At 65.7% G+C, this 18,840-nt stretch carries 18 protein-coding genes and 1 tRNA gene; 8 read left to right on the top strand and 11 right to left on the bottom strand.

Annotated features, from left to right (window positions below):
- Positions 1-256: 256 nt before the first annotated feature.
- Positions 257-333 (bottom strand) — tRNA-Met (locus AC51BJ_RS14085).
- 172 nt (positions 334-505) lie between these two features.
- Between AC51BJ_RS14085 and AC51BJ_RS14080 the strand changes: the two genes are divergently transcribed.
- From AC51BJ_RS14080 to AC51BJ_RS14070, 3 genes are all read left to right on the top strand, one after another.
- A complete protein-coding gene (locus AC51BJ_RS14080; RefSeq protein ID WP_496280640.1) occupies positions 506-1,465 on the top strand; it encodes a sensor histidine kinase in 960 nt (319 codons plus the stop codon).
- Positions 1,462-2,136: a response regulator gene (locus tag AC51BJ_RS14075; protein WP_496280639.1), complete on the top strand. Its 675-nt coding sequence runs from the start codon at positions 1,462-1,464 to the stop codon at positions 2,134-2,136. The genes AC51BJ_RS14080 and AC51BJ_RS14075 overlap by 4 nt, the downstream gene beginning before the upstream one ends.
- Before the next feature lie 208 nt (positions 2,137-2,344).
- On the top strand, positions 2,345-4,597 hold the full coding sequence (locus AC51BJ_RS14070; protein WP_496280638.1) for a TonB-dependent receptor: 2,253 nt from the start codon (positions 2,345-2,347) through the stop codon (positions 4,595-4,597).
- 106 nt (positions 4,598-4,703) lie between these two features.
- Here AC51BJ_RS14070 and AC51BJ_RS14065 read toward each other — a convergent pair whose 3' ends face one another.
- From AC51BJ_RS14065 to AC51BJ_RS14020, 10 genes are all read right to left on the bottom strand, one after another.
- Complete coding sequence (locus AC51BJ_RS14065; RefSeq protein ID WP_029143812.1) at positions 4,704-5,018, bottom strand: hypothetical protein; 315 nt, start codon at positions 5,016-5,018, stop codon at positions 4,704-4,706.
- A 14-nt stretch (positions 5,019-5,032) separates the two neighbouring features.
- Positions 5,033-6,058, bottom strand: coding sequence for a formate dehydrogenase subunit gamma (locus AC51BJ_RS14060; RefSeq protein ID WP_496280637.1), 1,026 nt, complete (start codon positions 6,056-6,058; stop codon positions 5,033-5,035).
- A gap of 22 nt (positions 6,059-6,080) precedes the next feature.
- Entirely contained in the window at positions 6,081-6,305 is a 225-nt protein-coding gene (locus tag AC51BJ_RS14055; protein ID WP_430435675.1) for a hypothetical protein, read from the bottom strand.
- Positions 6,302-6,928 (bottom strand): formate dehydrogenase FDH3 subunit beta, encoded by a 627-nt coding sequence (gene fdh3B, locus AC51BJ_RS14050; RefSeq protein WP_029143814.1) that lies wholly within the window; start codon positions 6,926-6,928, stop codon positions 6,302-6,304. Before fdh3B ends, AC51BJ_RS14055 begins: the two co-directional genes overlap by 4 nt.
- Positions 6,929-6,996: 68 nt before the next feature.
- Complete coding sequence (locus AC51BJ_RS14045; RefSeq protein ID WP_496280636.1) at positions 6,997-9,903, bottom strand: formate dehydrogenase subunit alpha; 2,907 nt, start codon at positions 9,901-9,903, stop codon at positions 6,997-6,999.
- 17 nt (positions 9,904-9,920) lie between these two features.
- On the bottom strand, positions 9,921-10,121 hold the full coding sequence (locus AC51BJ_RS14040; RefSeq protein ID WP_020165592.1) for a hypothetical protein: 201 nt from the start codon (positions 10,119-10,121) through the stop codon (positions 9,921-9,923).
- Positions 10,122-10,184: 63 nt separating this feature from the next.
- Positions 10,185-10,841: a TorD/DmsD family molecular chaperone gene (locus AC51BJ_RS14035; protein WP_430434913.1), complete on the bottom strand. Its 657-nt coding sequence runs from the start codon at positions 10,839-10,841 to the stop codon at positions 10,185-10,187.
- A complete protein-coding gene (locus AC51BJ_RS14030) occupies positions 10,838-12,943 on the bottom strand; it encodes a 4Fe-4S binding protein (protein ID WP_496280635.1) in 2,106 nt (701 codons plus the stop codon). Before AC51BJ_RS14030 ends, AC51BJ_RS14035 begins: the two co-directional genes overlap by 4 nt.
- Positions 12,944-13,008: 65 nt before the next feature.
- A complete protein-coding gene (locus AC51BJ_RS14025) occupies positions 13,009-13,614 on the bottom strand; it encodes a DUF3306 domain-containing protein (protein WP_496280634.1) in 606 nt (201 codons plus the stop codon).
- Positions 13,604-14,176 carry a DUF3305 domain-containing protein gene (locus AC51BJ_RS14020; protein ID WP_496280633.1) on the bottom strand — a complete coding sequence of 191 codons (573 nt, stop codon included), beginning with the start codon at positions 14,174-14,176 and terminating at the stop codon, positions 13,604-13,606. The genes AC51BJ_RS14025 and AC51BJ_RS14020 overlap by 11 nt, the downstream gene beginning before the upstream one ends.
- 12 nt (positions 14,177-14,188) lie before the next feature.
- Between AC51BJ_RS14020 and moaA the strand changes: the two genes are divergently transcribed.
- From moaA to AC51BJ_RS13995, 5 genes are read left to right on the top strand one after another with little or no spacing between them, the layout of a single operon-like run.
- Complete coding sequence (gene moaA, locus AC51BJ_RS14015) at positions 14,189-15,277, top strand: GTP 3',8-cyclase MoaA (RefSeq protein ID WP_496280632.1); 1,089 nt, start codon at positions 14,189-14,191, stop codon at positions 15,275-15,277.
- A 1-nt stretch (position 15,278) separates the two neighbouring features.
- On the top strand, positions 15,279-16,097 hold the full coding sequence (locus tag AC51BJ_RS14010; protein ID WP_496280631.1) for a formate dehydrogenase accessory sulfurtransferase FdhD: 819 nt from the start codon (positions 15,279-15,281) through the stop codon (positions 16,095-16,097).
- Positions 16,094-16,687 carry a molybdenum cofactor guanylyltransferase MobA gene (mobA, locus tag AC51BJ_RS14005; protein ID WP_019917097.1) on the top strand — a complete coding sequence of 198 codons (594 nt, stop codon included), beginning with the start codon at positions 16,094-16,096 and terminating at the stop codon, positions 16,685-16,687. Before AC51BJ_RS14010 ends, mobA begins: the two co-directional genes overlap by 4 nt.
- Positions 16,684-17,919 (top strand): molybdopterin molybdotransferase MoeA, encoded by a 1,236-nt coding sequence (moeA, locus tag AC51BJ_RS14000; protein ID WP_496280630.1) that lies wholly within the window; start codon positions 16,684-16,686, stop codon positions 17,917-17,919. Before mobA ends, moeA begins: the two co-directional genes overlap by 4 nt.
- Before the next feature lie 2 nt (positions 17,920-17,921).
- Complete coding sequence (locus AC51BJ_RS13995; RefSeq protein ID WP_496280629.1) at positions 17,922-18,836, top strand: substrate-binding domain-containing protein; 915 nt, start codon at positions 17,922-17,924, stop codon at positions 18,834-18,836.
- Positions 18,837-18,840: the final 4 nt, after the last annotated feature.

Here is an 18,840-nt window from a genome sequence, read left to right as displayed (position 1 = left end):
GATTCGTATGAGCACTTCAATTTAGTTGTCATGCGATTAACCACCGCCCCAGGAATCCCTGAAACGACAGCCGCTCGCCGTTACAACCACGCCGTGCCCACACCTATCGGCTGTTTGTTTTGTTAAAGAACGTTCGCTGCTTTGTTACTTTTTTGCTGCCTCTTTCGCTGCAGCACAGAAGTGAAACTATAGCACGTTTTCAGATCTGCGCAAACATTTTTGAAACCTTTTCTCGCTCACCGTTTTGTTGAATCGGTGGTTGCGGGGACAGGATTTGAACCTGTGACCTTCGGGTTATGAGCCCGACGAGCTGCCAGACTGCTCCACCCCGCGTTCGAGAGAAAAAGATTATGAAGGTTTTCCAACAACAGGTCAACACCCGTTGGGACTTTCTTTGCAGCACGGTTACTGAAGCCGAAATCTTGAGACATCGGCGTGTGGCAGCATGAGGTGCTCGAACAAGCAGTGAAGGCTGGGTTGGACATACATGCATATATATAGGGCGGTGCACAAGGGCATCAAGTCGTCGGCGCGCCGACGGCGACTCGAAGGCGCACTGATAGGTACGACGGCGCTGCTCACCTTCCTGGTGAGTTCTCGCACCGAGCTTTACGAAAGGCTCCATGCTGAGCTCACTCGTTACGAGGGCTTCCAGGCGGACGAGCTTGTGTTCGTTCTGCTCAGCGTGCTGGCGGGACTGGCCGTTTTCTCCTTCCTTCGCTGGCGCGAGGCTCGCAGCGAACTCACGTCGCGCGTGGCGGCCGAGCACGCACTGCAGCGGCTTGCCGCACGGAACAGAGAACTGGCGCAGACATTGATCGGCCTGCAGGAAGCCGAGCGCCGACGTATTGCGCACGAACTTCATGATCACTTCGGGCAGAGCTGCAACGCAATCAGGATCGATGCGGTATTCCTGCGTACGACACTTCTGGGGGCATCGTCGGAACAGGCGGCGGCCGCGCGCATCGCAGAGACTGCGGACGAGTTGTACCAGACCGTCCGCGGACTTCTGTACGAACTGCGCCCGGCGGCGCTCGACAGTCTTGGCTTGGTGGGTGCCTTGCAATCACTGTGCGAGTCCTGGGAGGAGCGCTCTGAAGTAAGCTGCGCGCTTCTTCCGTCCGGCGAACTGGGCGAACTCGGTGAGCAGATCAGTATTGCGCTGTATCGCATCGTGCAGGAATCGCTGTCGAACGTCATGAAGCACGCGCACGCCGGTCACGTTCGAATCATGCTGCACGGCAAACCGGAATCAGGTCGGGTCGATCTGACCATCGAAGACGACGGTATCGGTCATGACGTTGCACGCGTTCGTGCGGGACTGGGCTGGCTCGGCATGAAGGAACGGGCCTCCATGTTGGGCGGCAGCCTTTCGATCGGGCAAAGCCGTCTCGGGGGCGTGCTCGTCACATGCTCGGTTCCATGTCGACCGCCGGCTGAACAAGATGAGGAGGACACTCAATGATCGACGTACTGCTGGTAGACGATCATCCGGTCGTGCGCTCGGGTTACGCAAGACTGCTTGAAGCGGGCGGAGACATCCGCGTGGCTGCCGAAGCGCCGGATGCAGAGGCGGGCTACACCGCTTACGTGCAATGCACGCCGAAGGTTACGGTGACCGATCTTTCGCTCCCCGGATCGAGCGGCATAGAGCTGATACGGCGCATTCGTGCTCGCGATACGAGCGCGCGCGTACTGGTGTTCAGCGTCCATGACGAGGCCGTGGTGGTTGATAAGGCGATCCAGAGCGGCGCCTGCGGATTCATAAGCAAGCGCAGCGCCCCCGAAGTATTGCTTGAGGCGGTCCGGGCGGTTGCGAGGGGTGAGCGCTACTTCAGTGAGGACGTACGACGGGTTGTCGAACACCGCTCACCCGATGCCGAGCGCGAGATCATCAACGCGCTCTCGGCACGCGAGTTCGAGGTCTTCCGTCTGCTCGCACGCGGTATGTCGCCCGCAGAATGTGCGCAGATGCTGAACCTGAGCCAGAAGACGGTCGCAAACTATCAGGCGCTCATCAAGGAAAAGCTGAACGTCAACACGTCAGCTGCGCTAGTGCACCTCGCGCTTCGTCTGGGTGTGGTGTCCGGCACCGGGCCGACGCAATTGCTCGGCCCAACGGACGCCAATCATTGACGCTGCAGGCGCCGGGTAAATGTGCGCCACAGACAGACAATTCGCACACTAAGCGATAAACAAGCCAGCCCGCCCACCTCGGGAGTTTTTCCCGATCCTTGCTTACAGCTCTTGGCTATCTTCCGATCGGACCCTGCCTGTAGGGTCGTTTCAGTGACGCACTCCAGAGAACGAGTGCGCACTCCCCAGAAACGAGAGGAGTAACCCCTTGAGAAAGCACACCGACGCACAACGTCTGCGTCTGACCCCGCTCGCCGCAATCATCAGCGGCGCCTGCACGATCGGCCTGCCGTTTGCCAGCCATGCACAGACCGTGGCCCCCACTGTTGAGGTTGTCGGCACTTCGCCGGTGCCAGGTCTGGACCGGCCAAAGGACGAGATCCCCGCCAACGTGCAGTCGATCCGTCGTGAAGCGCTGCGCGATACAGGTTCTGGTGGTCTGCCCGAGCTGCTTGGCAGCCAGTTGCAGAGCGTCAACGTCAATGAGATCCAGGGCAATCCCTACCAAGCGGATGTGAACTACCGCGGCTTCACCGCCAGTCCGCTGCTTGGCACGCCGCAAGGCCTGTCGGTCTATCAGGACGGCGTGCGGGTGAACGAGCCCTTCGGCGATGTGGTCAACTGGGACTTGATTCCGCGTAACGCGATCGCCTCGATCGACCTGATCCCGGGCTCGAATCCGCTGTTCGGCCTCAATACGCTCGGTGGCGCACTGTCCGTGCGCACCAAGGACGGCTTCAGTCATGCCGGAACCGGCATCGAAGCCTACACCGGCAGCTTCGGCCGCAGCGCGGTGACCGCCGAACATGGCGGCAACAATGGCGAACTGGGCTGGTACTTCACTGCCACCCGTTTCAAGGAAGACGGCTGGCGCGATCTGTCGCCGTCGGACGTGAACCAGTTCTTCGGCAAGATTTCGCACCGCTCATCCAAGCACGAGCTCGATCTGAACATCACGCACGCAAACAGCGACCTGATCGGCAACGGTCTGACGCCGCTGTCCTTCTACGAGCAACGCCGGCGTTCGATCTTCACGTCGCCGGACAACACGAAGAACCGCATGACCATGCTGTCGCTGAACGGCGGCTACTGGCTGGACGACGTTCAGAAGCTGTCGGGCACCGTCTATGTGCGCAAGAACAACGTACGCACGCTCAACGGCGACGCCAACGACGAGTTCGCGGCACCGGGGGATCCGGAAGGCGTGCTGAACCGCACGCGCACCCGCCAGACCGGCTACGGTTTCAGCGCGCAGTGGGCGCATATCCTCGAAGACCGTCAGCTGGCGGTCGGCACGACCTTCGACCACAGCCGTACGAAGTTCCAGCAGACCGAGCAGGAGGGTGACTTCCTGCCCGACCGTTCGGTCACCCCGACCGACAGCGAGGAAGATCCCGAGCCGAAGCTGCGCGGCCGCAGCCGTACCTGGAGTCTGTTCGCCACCGGCACCTGGAAACCGATCGCCGACGCCACGGTGTCGCTGTCCGGCCGCTACAACCACACCAGTGTGCGCACGATGGACCAGCTCGACGCCACGTCCAGTCTCAACAGTGACTACACCTACAGCAAGATCAATCCGGCACTGGGCGCCACCTATGCCCTAACGCCGGCAGTCACGCTGTACGCCAATGCGCAGCAGGGCAACCGTGCGCCCAGCCCGATCGAGCTGGGCTGTTCCGACCCGAACGAACCATGCAAGCTTCCGAACGCGATGCAGGCCGACCCGCGCCTCGATCAGGTGGTCACGCGCAGCATCGAGATCGGCGCCCGTGGCGTGGTCGGACCGTTCCGCTGGAACGTCGCAGCCTTCGGCGCGGTGAACCGCGACGACATCCTGTTCGTCGCCAGCAATACGGTCGGTCAGGGCTATTTCAAGAACTTCGGGAAGACCCAGCGCAACGGTGTCGAACTCGGCCTGAGCGGCGATTACGGCAGCCTGATGTGGAACGCAGGTTACACCTGGGTCGACGCAACCTACCGTTCGAGCGAATGTATCGTGTCGCCGGAGAACTCGGCACTCGATCCGAGCTGCGGCGTCGACAACATCCGCGTGCAGTCGGGCGATCGCATTCCTGGCATCGCCGAGCATTCGTTCAAGCTGGGTCTGAACTGGCGCGCCACCGAGTGGCTCACGCTCGGCTCGGACGTGATCACGCACTCGGGTGTCTATGTTCGCGGCAACGAGAACAACGAGCACGACGAGAACGGCAAGACGTCCGGCTTTACCGTGGTGAACATGGTGGCCGACGCGAAGCTGGGCGGTGGCTGGTCGGTGTTCGCGCGGGTGAATAACGTGTTCGACAAGCGCTACTTCACCGCGGGCCAGATCGGCGAGAACCCCTTTGTCGGTCCGAACAACAGCTTCGACAGCAACACGGCGAACTGGGAGGATGAAACCTTCTACGCGCCGGGCGCGCCGCGATCGGGCTGGCTGGGTGTGCGCTACCGCTTCGGCGGCTGAGTCACCTTCTCCGGATCACCCCGGTGATCCGGAGCGGCAAACACAAAAGGCACCTCACGGTGCCTTTTGTGTTTGTTGCCCGCAGTAACGCGGCGTCCGGACCTCCTTACTTCGCCGCAGGTGGCGCCGCGGGCGCCGCCGCCGGCGGGTTTGCGGCGCCTGCCGGTGCCGCCGGAGCGGCAGGCGGCGCGATCGGCGTCGGCGTCACGGTGACGCCCTTCGCCTTCATCTGCTCGATGTACTTCGCCGCCACGCGGTCCTGCGACGCCGCCAGCTGCTCGTTGCCTTTCTTGGTCGCTTCGTCCGCCTTCGCCTTCTTCTCCGCGGCGGCGGCCTTCTGTTCCTCGGTAAGCTCCGGCAGTTTGGCCAGCGCGCCGGTCGACAGCAAGGCGCCGAGCAGCAGCACAATCATCCTGTTCATGCGTAGTCCTCCGTTCAGACGCGGGCCGGTGCAGGCATGCCGCCTGCCGGCTTCTCCGCCGGTTGAGCCCTCTTCGCCGCGTCGTACCACAGCTCGTGGTGCTCCTTGGCCCAGGTTTCGTCGACATAGCCCGTCTTCATGCCGTCGAGCGCGCCTTCCATGCCGATGCTGCCGATATATATATGCGCGAGCGACAGCGTCATCACGATCAGGCCGCCGATCAGATGCACGATGTTCGCCGTCTGCATGATGGCGCGGCCCTGTTCGAAGTTCGGGAAGTTGAGCACCAGACCGCTGATGCCGACGGTCAGCGACAGGAACACGACACCGAGCCAGAACCAGGTCTTCTCACCGAAATTGAAGCGGTGCGAAGGTACGTGTTCGCCGGTCAGCAGCCCACCGGCCTTGCGTATCCACAGCGCGTCGATGGCCTGCCACACGTTGTCCTTCACGAACAGGACGATGAACAGCAGCACCGACAGAATGAATACCGGCCCGACGAAGTTGTGGATGTTCTTGCACACCAGAGCCACCGTCGCGAACAGCGAGTAGCCGAACACCGGCAGCAGCACATGCTTGCCGAACAGCATCACCAGCCCGCTCACCATCAGCACGCAGAACGAGATCGCCATGGCCCAGTGCGACATCCGTTCCATCGTGTTGAAGCGCTGGATCATCCGGCCGGTCTTCGCCTCCGACAGCCGGATCGGCCCGCGCAGCTTGAAGAACACGGCCAGCAGAACCAGCATGGCGCAGAAGGCGATGCCGCCGTACAGCATCAGCGGACCGTTGCGCAGCGCACGCCAGGTCTGGCCGCCGGACTGGATCAGCACGCCGGTCTCGACGCCCTGCACGGTGGTGTAGTGCTGCTCGCCCGACCTCACCTCGCGCCACACCGGCGCGTTGTTCAGCGGCTGCGACTGCTGGCGCAACGCCTGGTCGGCCGCCGTCGCCGGCGGCGCGTCGGCGGCGAAAACCGGTCCACCCGCCAGCGCGCACAGCGTCAGCACCATCCACAGCAGGCGCTTCAGTACAGTCATGTCATGACTCATGAACGCTCTCCTAACCGTTGATGCGGCGATATTCGTTCTGGCTCTGGTTGCGCGCCTTGATGGTCGCCTCCCAGTTTCCCTTGTCGCCGGAGAAGGACTCGTTGTCCCAGGGCTTGCCGTCGGCCTTGCCCTGGTACTGGCCCTGCTTGTAGACCACCACCTGCTCCTTCTCGCCACAGCCGGAGAGCGCGGCGGCGAGTGCGAGCAGACAGACGGCTCCGCTCAGCGGCTTCATGATTTGCCTCCCGCCGCCGGGGCGGTAGCCGGTGCGTCCGGCTTGCCATAGGCGGTCGACCAGCCCCAGATGTCCGCACCCTTGCCGCGGGTGAGCACGCGCTGGCGATAGATATCAGCCAGTACGTCGGCGTCGCCGCCGAGCAGCGCCTTGGTCGAGCACACTTCGGCGCACAGCGGCAGCTTGCCCTCGGCCAGACGGTTGCGGCCGTACTTGCGGAACTCCTCTTCCGAGTTGTTCGTTTCCGGGCCGCCGGCGCAGAAGGTGCACTTGTCCATCTTGCCGCGCAGGCCGAAGGCGCCCGCCTGCGGGAACTGCGGCGCGCCGAACGGACAGGCGTAGAAGCAGTAGCCACAGCCGATGCACAGGTCCTTGTCGTGCAGCACCACGCCTTCATCGGTGCGGTAGAAGCAGTCGACCGGGCACACCGCCATGCAGGGCGCGTCGGAACAGTGCATGCACGCGACCGACATCGAGCGCTCGCCCGGTACCCCGTCGTTGATGGTCACGACGCGCCGGCGGTTCACGCCCCAGGGCACCTCGTGTTCGTTCTTGCATGCGGTGACGCAGCCGTTGCACTCGATGCAGCGCTCGGCGTCACAGATGAATTTCATTCTTGCCATGGTGTCCTCCGTTCTCCGGGGCGACGCGCGGCTGACGCGCCGCCCCGTGTTGTTTCATCGCGCCCGCGTCAGGCCTTCATGATCTGGCAGACCGTGGTCTTGGTTTCCTGCATCATGGTCACCGCGTCGTAGCCGTAGGTCGTGGCGGTGTTGACCGCCTCGCCACGCACGACCGGTGCAGCTCCTTCCGGGTAGCTGTCGATCAGGTCCTTACCCATCCAGTGGCCTGCGAAGTGGAAGGGCAGGAACACCGTGTCCGGCCCGACCCGCTCGGTCACCATCGCCTGCACCTTGATCTGCGCGCCGCTGGGCGACTTCACCCACACCATGTCCTTGTCGCGGATGCCGCGGTCGTTGGCCGCCCGCGGGTTGATCTCGACGAACATGTTCTGCTGCAGCTCGGCCAGCCAGGGGTTGGAGCGCGTCTCGTCACCACCGCCCTCGTACTCGACCAGACGGCCCGAAGTCATGATCAGCGGGTAGTCCTTGCCGACATTGGCGAACTGGTCCTGCACGCTCTTGTACAACGTGGGCAGGCGCCAGAAGGCCTTCTTGTCCTCGTGCGTCGGGTACTTGGCGACCAGGTCGGCACGCGGCGAGAAGAGGGGTTCGCGATGCACCGGCACCGGGTCCGGGAAGTTCCACACCACTGCGCGCGCCTTGGCGTTGCCGAAAGGGTGGCAGCCGTGGTTCTTCATCGCGACGCGGATGATGCCGCCCGACGGGTCGGTCTTCCAGTTCTTGCCCTCGGCCTTCTTCTTCTCGTCCTCGGTCAACTCTTCCCACCAGCCCAGCTTCTTCAGCAGCACGTGGTCGAACTCGGGATAGCCGAACTGGAGGTCGGCGCCCTTCGACGCGGAGCCGTCGGCCGCCAGCAGGCTGGTGCCGTCCTTCTCGACGCCGAAGTTGGCGCGGAAGTTGCCGCCGCCGTCCATCACGTGCTTCGAGGTGTCGTACAGATTGGGCGAGCCCGGGTGCTTCATCTCCGGCGTGCCATAGCACGGCCACGGCAAACCGAAGTATTCGCCGTCGAGCACGTAGCCGGTTTCCTTGTCGATGCCGCCCTTGGCCTTCAGCGTCTTCGGGTCGAACACCTGCATGTTGCGCATGTGGATCTTCAGCCGCTCCGGCGACTGGCCGGTGTAGCCGATGGTCCAGGTGCCGCGGTTGATCTCGCGCAGGATGTCTTCGACGCTGGGCTCGTTGTTGGTCACCTTCACGTTCTTCGTGAACTGCTCGGCGAAGCCGAACTTCTGCGCGAACAGATACATGATGGTGTGATCGGGCTTGGACTCCCACAGCGGCTCGATCACCTTCTCGCGCCACTGGAGCGAGCGGTTCGACGCGGTGCAGGAGCCTTCGCACTCGAACTGCGTCGCGGCCGGCAGCAGGTACACGCCGTCCTTGCGAGCGCTGGCCGCCATCGCCGCGGTGGCCGACGGATAGGGATCGATCACCACCAGGGTGTCGAGCGCCTTCATCGCCTCCAGCATGTCCTTGCCGCGCGTCTGCGAGTTCGGCGCGTGGCCCCAGAACACCACTGCGCGCAGGTTCGGGTCCTGGTCGATCAGTTCGTTCTTCTCGGTCACGCCGTCGATCCAGCGCGATACCGTGATGCCGGACTTCTCCATCAGCGCCTGCGACGCGAAGCGGCCCTTCAGCCACTCGTAATCGACGCCCCACACATTGGCCCAGTGCTTCCACGAACCGGTCGCGATGCCGTAATAGCCGGGCAGCGAATCCGGGTTCGGGCCGACGTCGGTCGCGCCCTGCACGTTGTCGTGGCCGCGGAAGATGTTGGTGCCGCCGCCCGCCACACCAACGTTGCCGAGGGCGAGTTGCAGATTGCACATCATGCGCACGATGGCGTTGCCGGTCGTGTGCTGGGTCTGGCCCATGCACCACACCACGGTGGACGGCTTGTTCTTGGCCATCGTTTCCGCGATCAGCTTCACCTGATCATCCGGCACGCCGCTGACTTCTTCGACCTTGTCGGCGGTCCACTTCATCGCCTCGTCGCGGATCTTGTCCATGCCGAACACGCGATCCTCAATGTACTGCTTGTCCTCCCAGCCGTTCTCGAAGATGTGGCGCAGCACGCCGTACAGGATGGCGATGTCGGAACCCGAGCGGATGCGCACGAAGTGGTCGGCCTTGGCCGCGGTGCGCGTGAAGCGCGGATCGGCGACGATGATCTTCGCCCCGTTCTCCTTCGCGTGCAGGATGTGCAGCAGCGACACCGGATGCGCCTCGGCGGCGTTCGACCCCATGAAGAAGATCGCCTTCGAGTTCTGCATGTCGTTGTAGGAGTTGGTCATCGCACCATACCCCCACGTGTTGGCTACACCGGCCACCGTGGTCGAGTGGCAGATGCGCGCCTGGTGGTCGCAGTTGTTGGTGCCCCACATCGACACGAACTTGCGCATCATGTAGGCCTGCTCGTTGTTGTGCTTGGACGAGCCGATCCAGTACACGCTGTCCGGGCCGCTCTCCTCGCGCAGCTTCAGCAGGCGCGCCGACAGTTCGTTCAGCGCATCGTCCCAGGACATGCGCACCCACTTGCCGTCGACCAGCTTCATCGGATAGCGCAGCCGGTGTTCACCGTGGCCGTGCTCGCGGATCGACGCGCCTTTGGCGCAGTGCGCGCCCATATTGATCGGGCTGTCGAACACCGGCTCCTGGCCGACCCAGACACCGTTCACGACTTCGGCATCGATGGCACAGCCGACCGAACAGTGGGTACAGACCGTGCGCTTCACTTCCACCTTGCCGCCGGCCGCCGACGGGTTGGCGGCCTGTGCGCGCTCGACCATCGAGAAGGGCAATGCAGATGCGAAGGCGCCGGCACCTGCGGTCATGCCGGAACGCTTGAGAAAGGTGCGGCGGTCCATCGTACGCGGCGAAGCCGCCGCTGCCGGGCGCGCCAGACGCGATTGCGCGCGCGCGCCACCAGCCGATTTGCGGGTCAATGTCATGTTGGCTCTCCTCGGGATCAGACGCGGGCGGTGCGGTAGTAGGCCGCGATGTGCTCGGTCATGCGGTATCCGCTCCTGTCCGTCTGCGCGGTGGTGGCGGTCGCGCCGGCATCGCTGCCGGTCGACCGCACGGCCACCACAGCCGCCGCGGCGCTCACGCCGCCGACGCCCGCGGTCAGCAGGAACTGACGACGTTTCAGGTTGGCTTTTTCGGTCATTGCTCTGTCCTCCTCGTGATGACTGCCCGGTTCAGGGTGTTGGCTCTTCAGTTGTAGGTCACTTCATGGATCTATGGTCAGCGCCGCCGCCTCGACGTCGAGAAAGCTGCGCGCGTACTGCGAAACACGGCGGTAGAAATTGGCGCCCGCTGCGGCATCGAGCGCGTCGCACAGCGCGCCGTACCAGGGCTGGATGTGAGTGGTGAAGAAGCGGTCCTGCGCATGTGCGCGCTCAGAGGCGCTCCGCGTGGTGTCGGTCAGCAGCAGACGCATCACGTCGCATACCGCGGCGATGTGGTCCTCGGGCAGCGACTCGCCCTGCGTCCGCGCCAGGCCCAGCGCCGCCAGGTCGTCGCGCAGCTTCACCAGCGGCTTCTCGTTGACGAAGCCGGCCAGGTAGAAGGAGCCGAAAACGACGATCTCAGGCCGGCCGACGCCACCGAACAGCGCGTCGAACTCATCCTGCGCAGCGGCCGGATCCATCGCTGCCGACGCCGCACACAGCCCGTTCCAGGCCTGTGCCATGAGCACCGCCTCGGCCGACGGCGCGGCGTCGTCGATCGGCCAGTCGCCGGAGGCGGCCAGCATGCCGAGCAGCGAGGCATCGGGTGCCGCATGCAGCAGCCGCGACAGCAGTGCGTAGTGATTGGCGCGAGCCGTGTCCTCGTCGCTGACCGGGTCGCGCACGAAAGCGAGTGTTTGTGGAGTGGGTGCGTTCATGTGTCGAACACCGTGGTCTCGCCACCCTTCGCCTTCATCATGTCGATGACGCGACAGTCGGCACACATCTGCAGCCGGCGCAGCGCATCGCCGCTTGCGAACATCGAATGCGCGGACAGCCTGCCGGTCATCGCATCGATCATCTGCTTCGTGCCGAAGGGCGTACCGCAGCTGATGCAATGGAAAGGTTCGGTTTCGTTCAGCACGCGTTCGCGCCGCACCGCGTCGCCGATCAGCAGGCGCGGTTCGAGCGACAGCGCATTCTCCGGACAGGTGTTCACGCACAGGCCGCACTGCACGCAGTTGCGTTCGAGGAAGCGCAGCGCCGGCCGCTCGCCGCCATCCATCAGGGCCGAGGCCGGACAGGCGCCGACGCAGCTCATGCACAAGGTACAGGCGGCCTTGTCGATGTTGACCGCGCCGAAGGGCGCACCGGCCGGCAGCGCGATGGCCTCGACCCTCTGCGTCGCGTGGCGGGCCAGGTGATCGATGCAGAACTCGAGCGCGCCGCGCTTCTCGACCGGCAGCGCGAAGCTGGCCGGCGGACAGGACTGCGCCGGCGCGACGGCAGCGTCGAGTGCGCCGATCAGCGTAGCGGCGTCGTCCGCCACCACCGCGGCCAGCGCAGACGCCGGATGGCCGAGTGCGGAGAGGATCGTGCGACCGAGCGCCATCTGCCCCGCCGTCGCCTCGCGGTAGGCATCCGGCTGGTCGTCGTGCGACAGAATGACGCATTGTGCAGCGCCGTAGCACAGCGTCGCGAGCATCAGTTCCAGCCCGACCGCAGCGACGTCATGCACGGCCACCGGCAGCAGGTCGGCGGGCAGTCCGCGACGGCGGCCGGCCAGCGCCAGCACCTCCTCACCCTGCGTTTCGTTGTGGAACACGACGCGCGGTGCGCGGCCGCCAGCGGCGCGCCAGGCCTGCAGTGCCGCCTTGATGCGCAGCGCAACATCGGACGCCGATGGGTAGGCGTAGCGCATCGCGCCGGTGGGACAAACTGTCGCACAGGCGCCGCAACCCATGCACAGGTGCGGCTCGACGAACACGCCGTCGCCGTCGGCGCGGATGGCCGAGGTCGAACAGACGTCGATGCAGCGATTGCAGCCCTGCTTGCTGTTGCGGCTGTGCGCGCAGACCGACTGCTTGTAATTGAAGAACTTCGGCTTTTCGAATTCGCCCACCATGCCGGCGAGCTTCTGCAGCGCCAACGACTGTTCGAGCGGATCGCGGCCCGGTGCGGCGTAGCCCTGCGGCGGATGCGGGATGCGGATCAGCGCCGGTTCGGACAGATCGAGCACCAGGTCGTAGCGCTCGCTGCGCACGGTACCGACGGCGGCGAAATCGATGGCGCCGATGTCGGCACAGGCCTTGACGCAGGCGCGATGGCCGGTACAACGGGCGGCATCGACCTGGTAGTCATAGCCGATGGCGCCCTCCGGACAGGCGTCGATGCAGGCATTGCAGCGCACGCAGGCATCGAGGTCGATCGCGTTGGCGCGCGCCCAGCTCACGTCGAATGCGCCAAGCCAGCCGCTCACCGTCACGTCGCGGCCGGTCATGACCGGCCAGTCGCGGCGTACCGGCAGCTCGCTGCCATCGTGGCCGGTGATCAGTACGCTGAGTGCAAGGCGGTCGCCGTATTGCCGCTGCACCTCCTGCGCCCAGCCGAGCGCAGCGCCGGCCGGCCCGATGATGAGCAACTGACCCGACGACGCGTAGCTGACGGCCGGTGCCGGCGCGGGCTCGGCCATGCGCGCCATCGCCAGTTGTGCGGCGACTGACGGCGTCGAGTCGCTGCCGCGCGGGCCGCGTCCACCGATGTCGCGCAGATTGATGAAGGTGAGACCCGTCGTCGCGCCGGCCTCGTCGGCCACCTCGCGCAGCAGCGCAGCTTCCTGCGTGCAGCCGACGATGGCGTCGGCCGCCCCGCCGAGTGCGGTGGTGAAGGCGGCGGCATCGCGGCCGCACAGCTGCCGGGCGGGCTCAAGGACCGGTAGATCGGTGGCGTCCAGCGCCAGCGCGTCACCCAGTCTTCTGATGTCGATCTCCACCGTGCCATTGCAGCTGCACAGCTGGATCGCCTTGTGGGCGTTGTTCATGTAGTCAGGCTCCTCCAGCAAGGCTTTTGCAGCCTTCGTGCCAGATCACCTGAGAACAGAACGGACTATTCCGACCTGGAATTACTTCCGGCGTTGTCGGACGACACGGGCAACTCGCTCGGCAAGCGCTCGATCTCGTTCGACTCGGTCGCCACACTCTCGTCTTCGTCCGCCGGACTGTCCAGCGCGGTCGCTGCCGCCTCATCCGCAGGGGCCTCGGTCAGCGCCGGCACGGCGGGCGGCGCCTCGTCCGGCACCGAAGTGAGCCAGTTGTCAGGCAGCGTCGGGTTCAGCGTTTCCTTCGCGTGCGCGAGCTGCGACACCATGGACGCCGGCAACGGCTCGTACAGGTTGAAGTCCTCGATATAGACGTCCAGCCCGTCCATCGTGTTGAAGTGCGGCGTGTGGAACAGCTTCTTCAGCGCCGCGCGCTTCAGGCCCTCGTCCACCTTCTGGCCGAGGAAGGCGCGGTAGTCGGAGTCGAAGCCCAGCGATTCGAGCGGTGGCGGTTCGTCCGGCGCAACGGTGTCAGGCTCTGCCTGTGCGGCATCCGGCACCTGCTGCGCCACCGGGGCAACCGGCGCCTCGACCGGCAGCGTCTCGGCCGCTGCCGCCTCGCGTTTCAGCCGCGACCAGCGGCCGAGGAAACCCTTGACCGGATCATCGTTCATGGCCGCCTCCGCGCACGCCGCCGTAGTGCGTATTGCCATCGCCTGTCTTGGCGAAGCGCTTCGGTTTGCGCGGCTCCGGCGGCTTCTGGAAGCGGCGCGCGAAATCCTCGACCCAGTCGCGCATGTCGGCCGGCATGGTCAGGCCATCGACCTTCTCGCCAGAGTCCATCCAGCGCGCCGCCTCGCCGTAGCTGGCACTGATCTGCATCGGTCGCACCGGCGGATCGGCCTCGTCGTCCGGCCGCCACATGACGAAGATGCGCGGCTCGGCGGCGGTCACGTTGAGCAGGTAGTTGTCGGCCTCGTCGGTGTAGAGCGTCAGCTCCAGCGGCGGGAACAGCCACTGGGTCGCTTCATCGGTCTGCGCAAAAACCCTTGGCGCATCAGGGCTTTCCGGGCCCTCTGGCAAAAGCGCGCGCGCTTCCCAGGCATGGTCTGTCCACTTGTTGTGCAGTACCCTGCGCTCCATAATCACGGCCAACCTGAGGGTGACGGGGCTGGTTTCCACGAAATCTTCCTCTGCCTTTCTGTCAAACGGAGCCGGAGCAAGGAAACGGCTCACGCCGCACCGTCCATGAGCGAAAAGATCATACATCTGCTGGACATCCGCACCGCCGGACGCGCAACGGCACAGGTGCCGGAGACGCCGATTCCGGCGACCGGCACGCTGCTCGACACGCGTGGCCGCGCCGTGCGCGACCTGCGCATCTCGGTCACCGACCGCTGCAACTTCCGCTGCATCTACTGCATGCCGAAAGAGGTGTTCGACAAGGACTACCCCTATCTGGCGCGCAGCGATCTGTTGAGTTTCGAGGAGATCGAGCGCATCGCGCGTCTGTTTGTCGCGCACGGCGTCAACAAGTTGCGCATCACCGGCGGCGAGCCGCTGCTGCGCAAGGATGTCGAGAAGCTGATCGAGCGACTGGCGAAGCTGCCGGTCGAACTGACGCTGACCACCAATGGCGCGCTGCTGAAACAGAAGGCACGCGCGCTGCGCGACGCCGGGCTCACCCGCGTCACCGTCAGCCTCGACGCGATCGACGACGCCACCTTCCGCATGATGAACGACGTCGACTTCCCGGTCTCGCGCGTGCTCGAAGGCATAGACGCCGCGCATGCCGTCGGGCTGGCGCCGGTCAAGGTGAACATGGTGGTCAAGCGCGGCACCAACGACCACGCCATCGTGCCGATGGCACGCCACTTCAAGGGCAGCGGCCACATCGTGCGCTTCATCGAGTTCATGGACGTGGGCTCAAGCAACGGCTGGAAAATGGACGAAGTGCTGCCCAGTGCCGACGTCATCGCGCGCATCCATGCCGAAATGCCGCTGGCGCCGGTAGATCCGAACTACCCCGGCGAAGTCGCGCAGCGCTGGCGCTACACCGACGGCAGCGGCGAGGTGGGCGTCATCTCGTCAGTGACCCAGGCTTTCTGTTCGTCCTGTACGCGCGCCCGGCTGTCGACCGAGGGCAAGATATTCACCTGTCTTTTCGCGACCGAAGGGCACGACCTGCGCGCGCTGCTGCGCGAAGGCCGCAGCGACGAAGAAATGCTGTCGGCCATCGGCGCCATCTGGCAGCAGCGCGGCGACCGTTACTCCGAAATCCGCACCGCGGAAACCGCCGCCGCAAGAAAAATCGAGATGTCCTACATCGGTGGATAGTGTGCACAGACCCGAACTGACCGACGCCGCACGACCCGCCACGATAGAGATTCCCGCCATCAACGAACGTGGCGAAACGGTGCCGACCGCGATCGCCGGCGAGCACCCGCTCACCGTCTATCTCGACAAGCGCGAACTGGTGACGCTGATGACGCTGGGCGGCGCGCCGGAAGCGCTGGTGATCGGCTATCTGCGCAACCAGCGTCTGCTGCCGGCGATCGACGACATCCTGTCGGTGCAGGTGGACTGGGACGTGAACGCCGCCGCGGTCACCACCCGCGCCGGCGTGGCCGACCTCGACGCGCGCATGGCGACCAAGACGGTCACCACCGGCTGCGGCCAGGGCACGGTGTTCGGCGACCTGATGGACGACATCGAACGCATCCGCCTGCCTGAAGACGCGCGCCTGACCGAAACGACGCTGTACGCGATGCTCGACGTGGTGCGCAAACACGAAACCATCTACAAGCAGGCGGGTGCCGTGCACGGGTGCGCGCTGTTCCGCGGCGACGAGTTGCTGTACTTCGTCGAGGACGTCGGCCGCCACAACGCGGTGGACGCCATCGCCGGCCACATGTGGCTGGATGGCGTCGAGGGCGGCGACAAGATTTTCTACACCACCGGCCGCCTCACCTCGGAAATGGTGATCAAGGCCGCACAGATGGGCATCCCCTTCCTGGTGTCGCGCTCGGGGCTCACGCAGATGGGTTACGACATCGCGCAACAGGTGGGCATCACGATGATCGGTCGCTCGCAGGGCAAGCACTACCTGCTGCTGACCGGCATGCAGCGCTTCGTGCGCGATGGAGAAGGTGCATGAGTGAGGCGATCACCGGACTGGTGCTGGCCGGCGGCCTCGGCCGCCGCATGGGCGGCGTGGACAAGGGCCTGCAGGACTTCCGCGACGAACCCATGGTGGCGCACGTGATCCGCCGTCTGGCGCCGCAGGTCGATGCACTCATCATCAACGCCAACCAGAACATCGAACGCTACGCCGCCTTCGGTCACCCGGTCGTGGCGGACGCGATCGGCGGCTTCGCCGGCCCGCTGGCCGGGCTGCACGCGGGCCTGAGCGCCTGCACGACGCCGCTTCTGGTGACCAGCCCCTGCGATTCGCCCTTCCTGCCGCTCGATTTGGTCGCGCGACTGCGCGCGGCGCTGGAGCGCGAAGGCGCAGACCTCGCGGTGGCCATCACCGGCGACCAGCCGCATCCGGTATTCAGCCTGGTGCGCGCGCACGTGCTGCCCGGTCTGACACAATTCCTCGAAAGCGGTGGTCGCAAGGTCGACCTCTGGTACTCGGCGCTCAAGGTGGTCGAGGTGCCCTTCGACGACGACGCCGACGCCTTCGCCAACATCAACACGCTCAATGAACTGGCCACGCTCGCTGCGCGGCCCGACGCCTCATGACAGATCGCTTCACTCCGGTCGCGGACGCCCGCGCCCACATCCTCGCCGCCTGCTCGCAGGTCGCCGGCACCCAGCGCGTGCCGGTGCGCGACGCGCTCGGCCGCGTGCTCGCCGTCGACGTCATTTCGCCGGTCAGCGTGCCGCCGCACGACAACTCGGCGATGGACGGCTACGCCGTGCGCCACGCCGACCTGTCGACCGACGCCGAGACGCGGCTGACCGTGGTCGGCACCGCCTACGCCGGCCACGCCTGGGACGGTGAGGTCGGCCCGGGCCAGGCGGTGCGCATCATGACCGGCGCCGTCATGCCGCGTGGCGCCGACACGGTGGCGATCCAGGAAACCGCGAAGGTGGAGGGTGACAACGTCATCGTCCCGCCCGGCCAGAAGGCCGGCCAGAACCGGCGCCGCGCCGGCGAAGACCTGAAGGCGGGCGAATCCGCGCTGCGCGCCGGCCGCCTGCTGCGCCCGTCCGACATCGGTCTCGCCGCCTCGCTCGGCGTGCCGGAACTGACGGTGGTGCGCCGCGTGCGCGTCGGCGTGCTGTCGACCGGCGACGAGGTGATGTCGATCGGCGACGCGCCGCGCGAAGGCGGCATCTACGACAGCAACCGCTACACGCTGACCGCCATGCTGACGCGGCTCGGCTGCGAGGTGGTGGATCTCGGTGTTGCGCGCGACACGCGCGAGGCGCTGTCGGCCGCGCTCGAATCGGCGGTTGGCGAGGTGGACGCCATCATCACCAGCGGTGGCGTGTCGGTGGGCGAAGCGGACTTCGTTCGCGAAATCCTCGCCAGTCTCGGCGAAGTCACCTTCTGGAAGATCGCGATGAAGCCAGGCCGGCCGATGGCCTTCGGCCGGCTCACCAAGGGCGGCCGCGACACCTTGCTGTTCGGTCTGCCGGGCAATCCGGTCGCGACGATGATCACCTTCTACTTCTTCGCACGCGAGGCGCTGCTGACGCTGATGGGTGCGTCGCCGGTGCCGGCGCCGATCCGCTTCGACGCGATCAGCGGCAGCGCGATGAAGAAGCAGCCGGGCCGCACCGAGTACCAGCGCGGCATCCTCGAACTGCGCGACGGCCGCTGGCACGCCACGGTCACCGGCGCCCAGGGTTCGGGCATCCTGCGCTCGATGTGCGACGCCAACTGCATCATCGTGCTCGACGACCACGTCGGCAACGTCGCGGTCGGCGACCCGGTGGGCGTGATCCCGTTCGAAGGCCTGATCTGAACGTGAGCGCCGACGGCGACGACACGACACCCTCGCCCTACCTGACGGCGCGCGAAGCGGCTGCCTACCTGCACCTGAACGAGAAGACGCTGTACGCGATGATCCAGGACAGCGGCATTCCGGCCACCAAGGTGACCGGCAAGTGGCTGTTCCCGCGCAAGCTGCTCGACGACTGGCTGCTCGAATCGACGCACGGCGGCGTGCTGGCCGACCGCCTGCTGATCGCCGGCAGCGACGATCCCTGGCTGGCACACAGCATCGCCCGGCTGGCGCAGCGCGCCGACGACGGCACGCTGATCGCCTACAGCCCCTGCGGCACGCGCAAAGGCCTGGCGCTGCTGGCCCAGCGGCGCGCCAATGCCTGCCCCATCCACTGGGGCGAGGCGCACCACGCGACGCGCCGGCACGCGCTGCTGCTGCGCGAATACACCGGCAGTTCAAACTGGGTGATGGTGCAGCTGGCGCTGCGCGAACAGGGCGTCATGCTGTCGCGCACGCTGCCCGCCGTCGGCGGCCTGCGCGAACTGTTCGAGCGCCGCCCGCGGCTCATTCAGCGCGGCGAAGGCGCCGGCTCGCAGCACTTCTTCGCCCAGGCCTGCGCCGCCGCCGGCATTAACGCGCCGGAGGCGATACAGGTCGCCGCCACCGAACGCGAAGCCGCCTTCATGGTCGCCAGCGGCGCCGGCGACTGCGCGCCGGGCACCCGCGCCGCGGCCGGCGAATTCAATCTGCACTTCCTGCCGCTGGGCAGCGAAGCGCTCGACCTCGTGATGCCGCGCACCCTCTACTTCCGCGCCCTGCTGCAACAGTTGCTGGCCGAACTGGCCAGCGACGACAGCCGCGACCTCGCCGCCCGACTGGGCGGCTACGACCTGGCGCCGCTGGGGCGGCTGCGCGATGTACTCGCTGCAGGCTAAACGC

This window comes from Methyloversatilis sp. S146-33 (assembly GCF_059552495.1).
The sequence above is the reverse complement of the archived record's forward strand: the minus strand, read 5'-3'. Positions and strand labels throughout refer to the sequence as shown.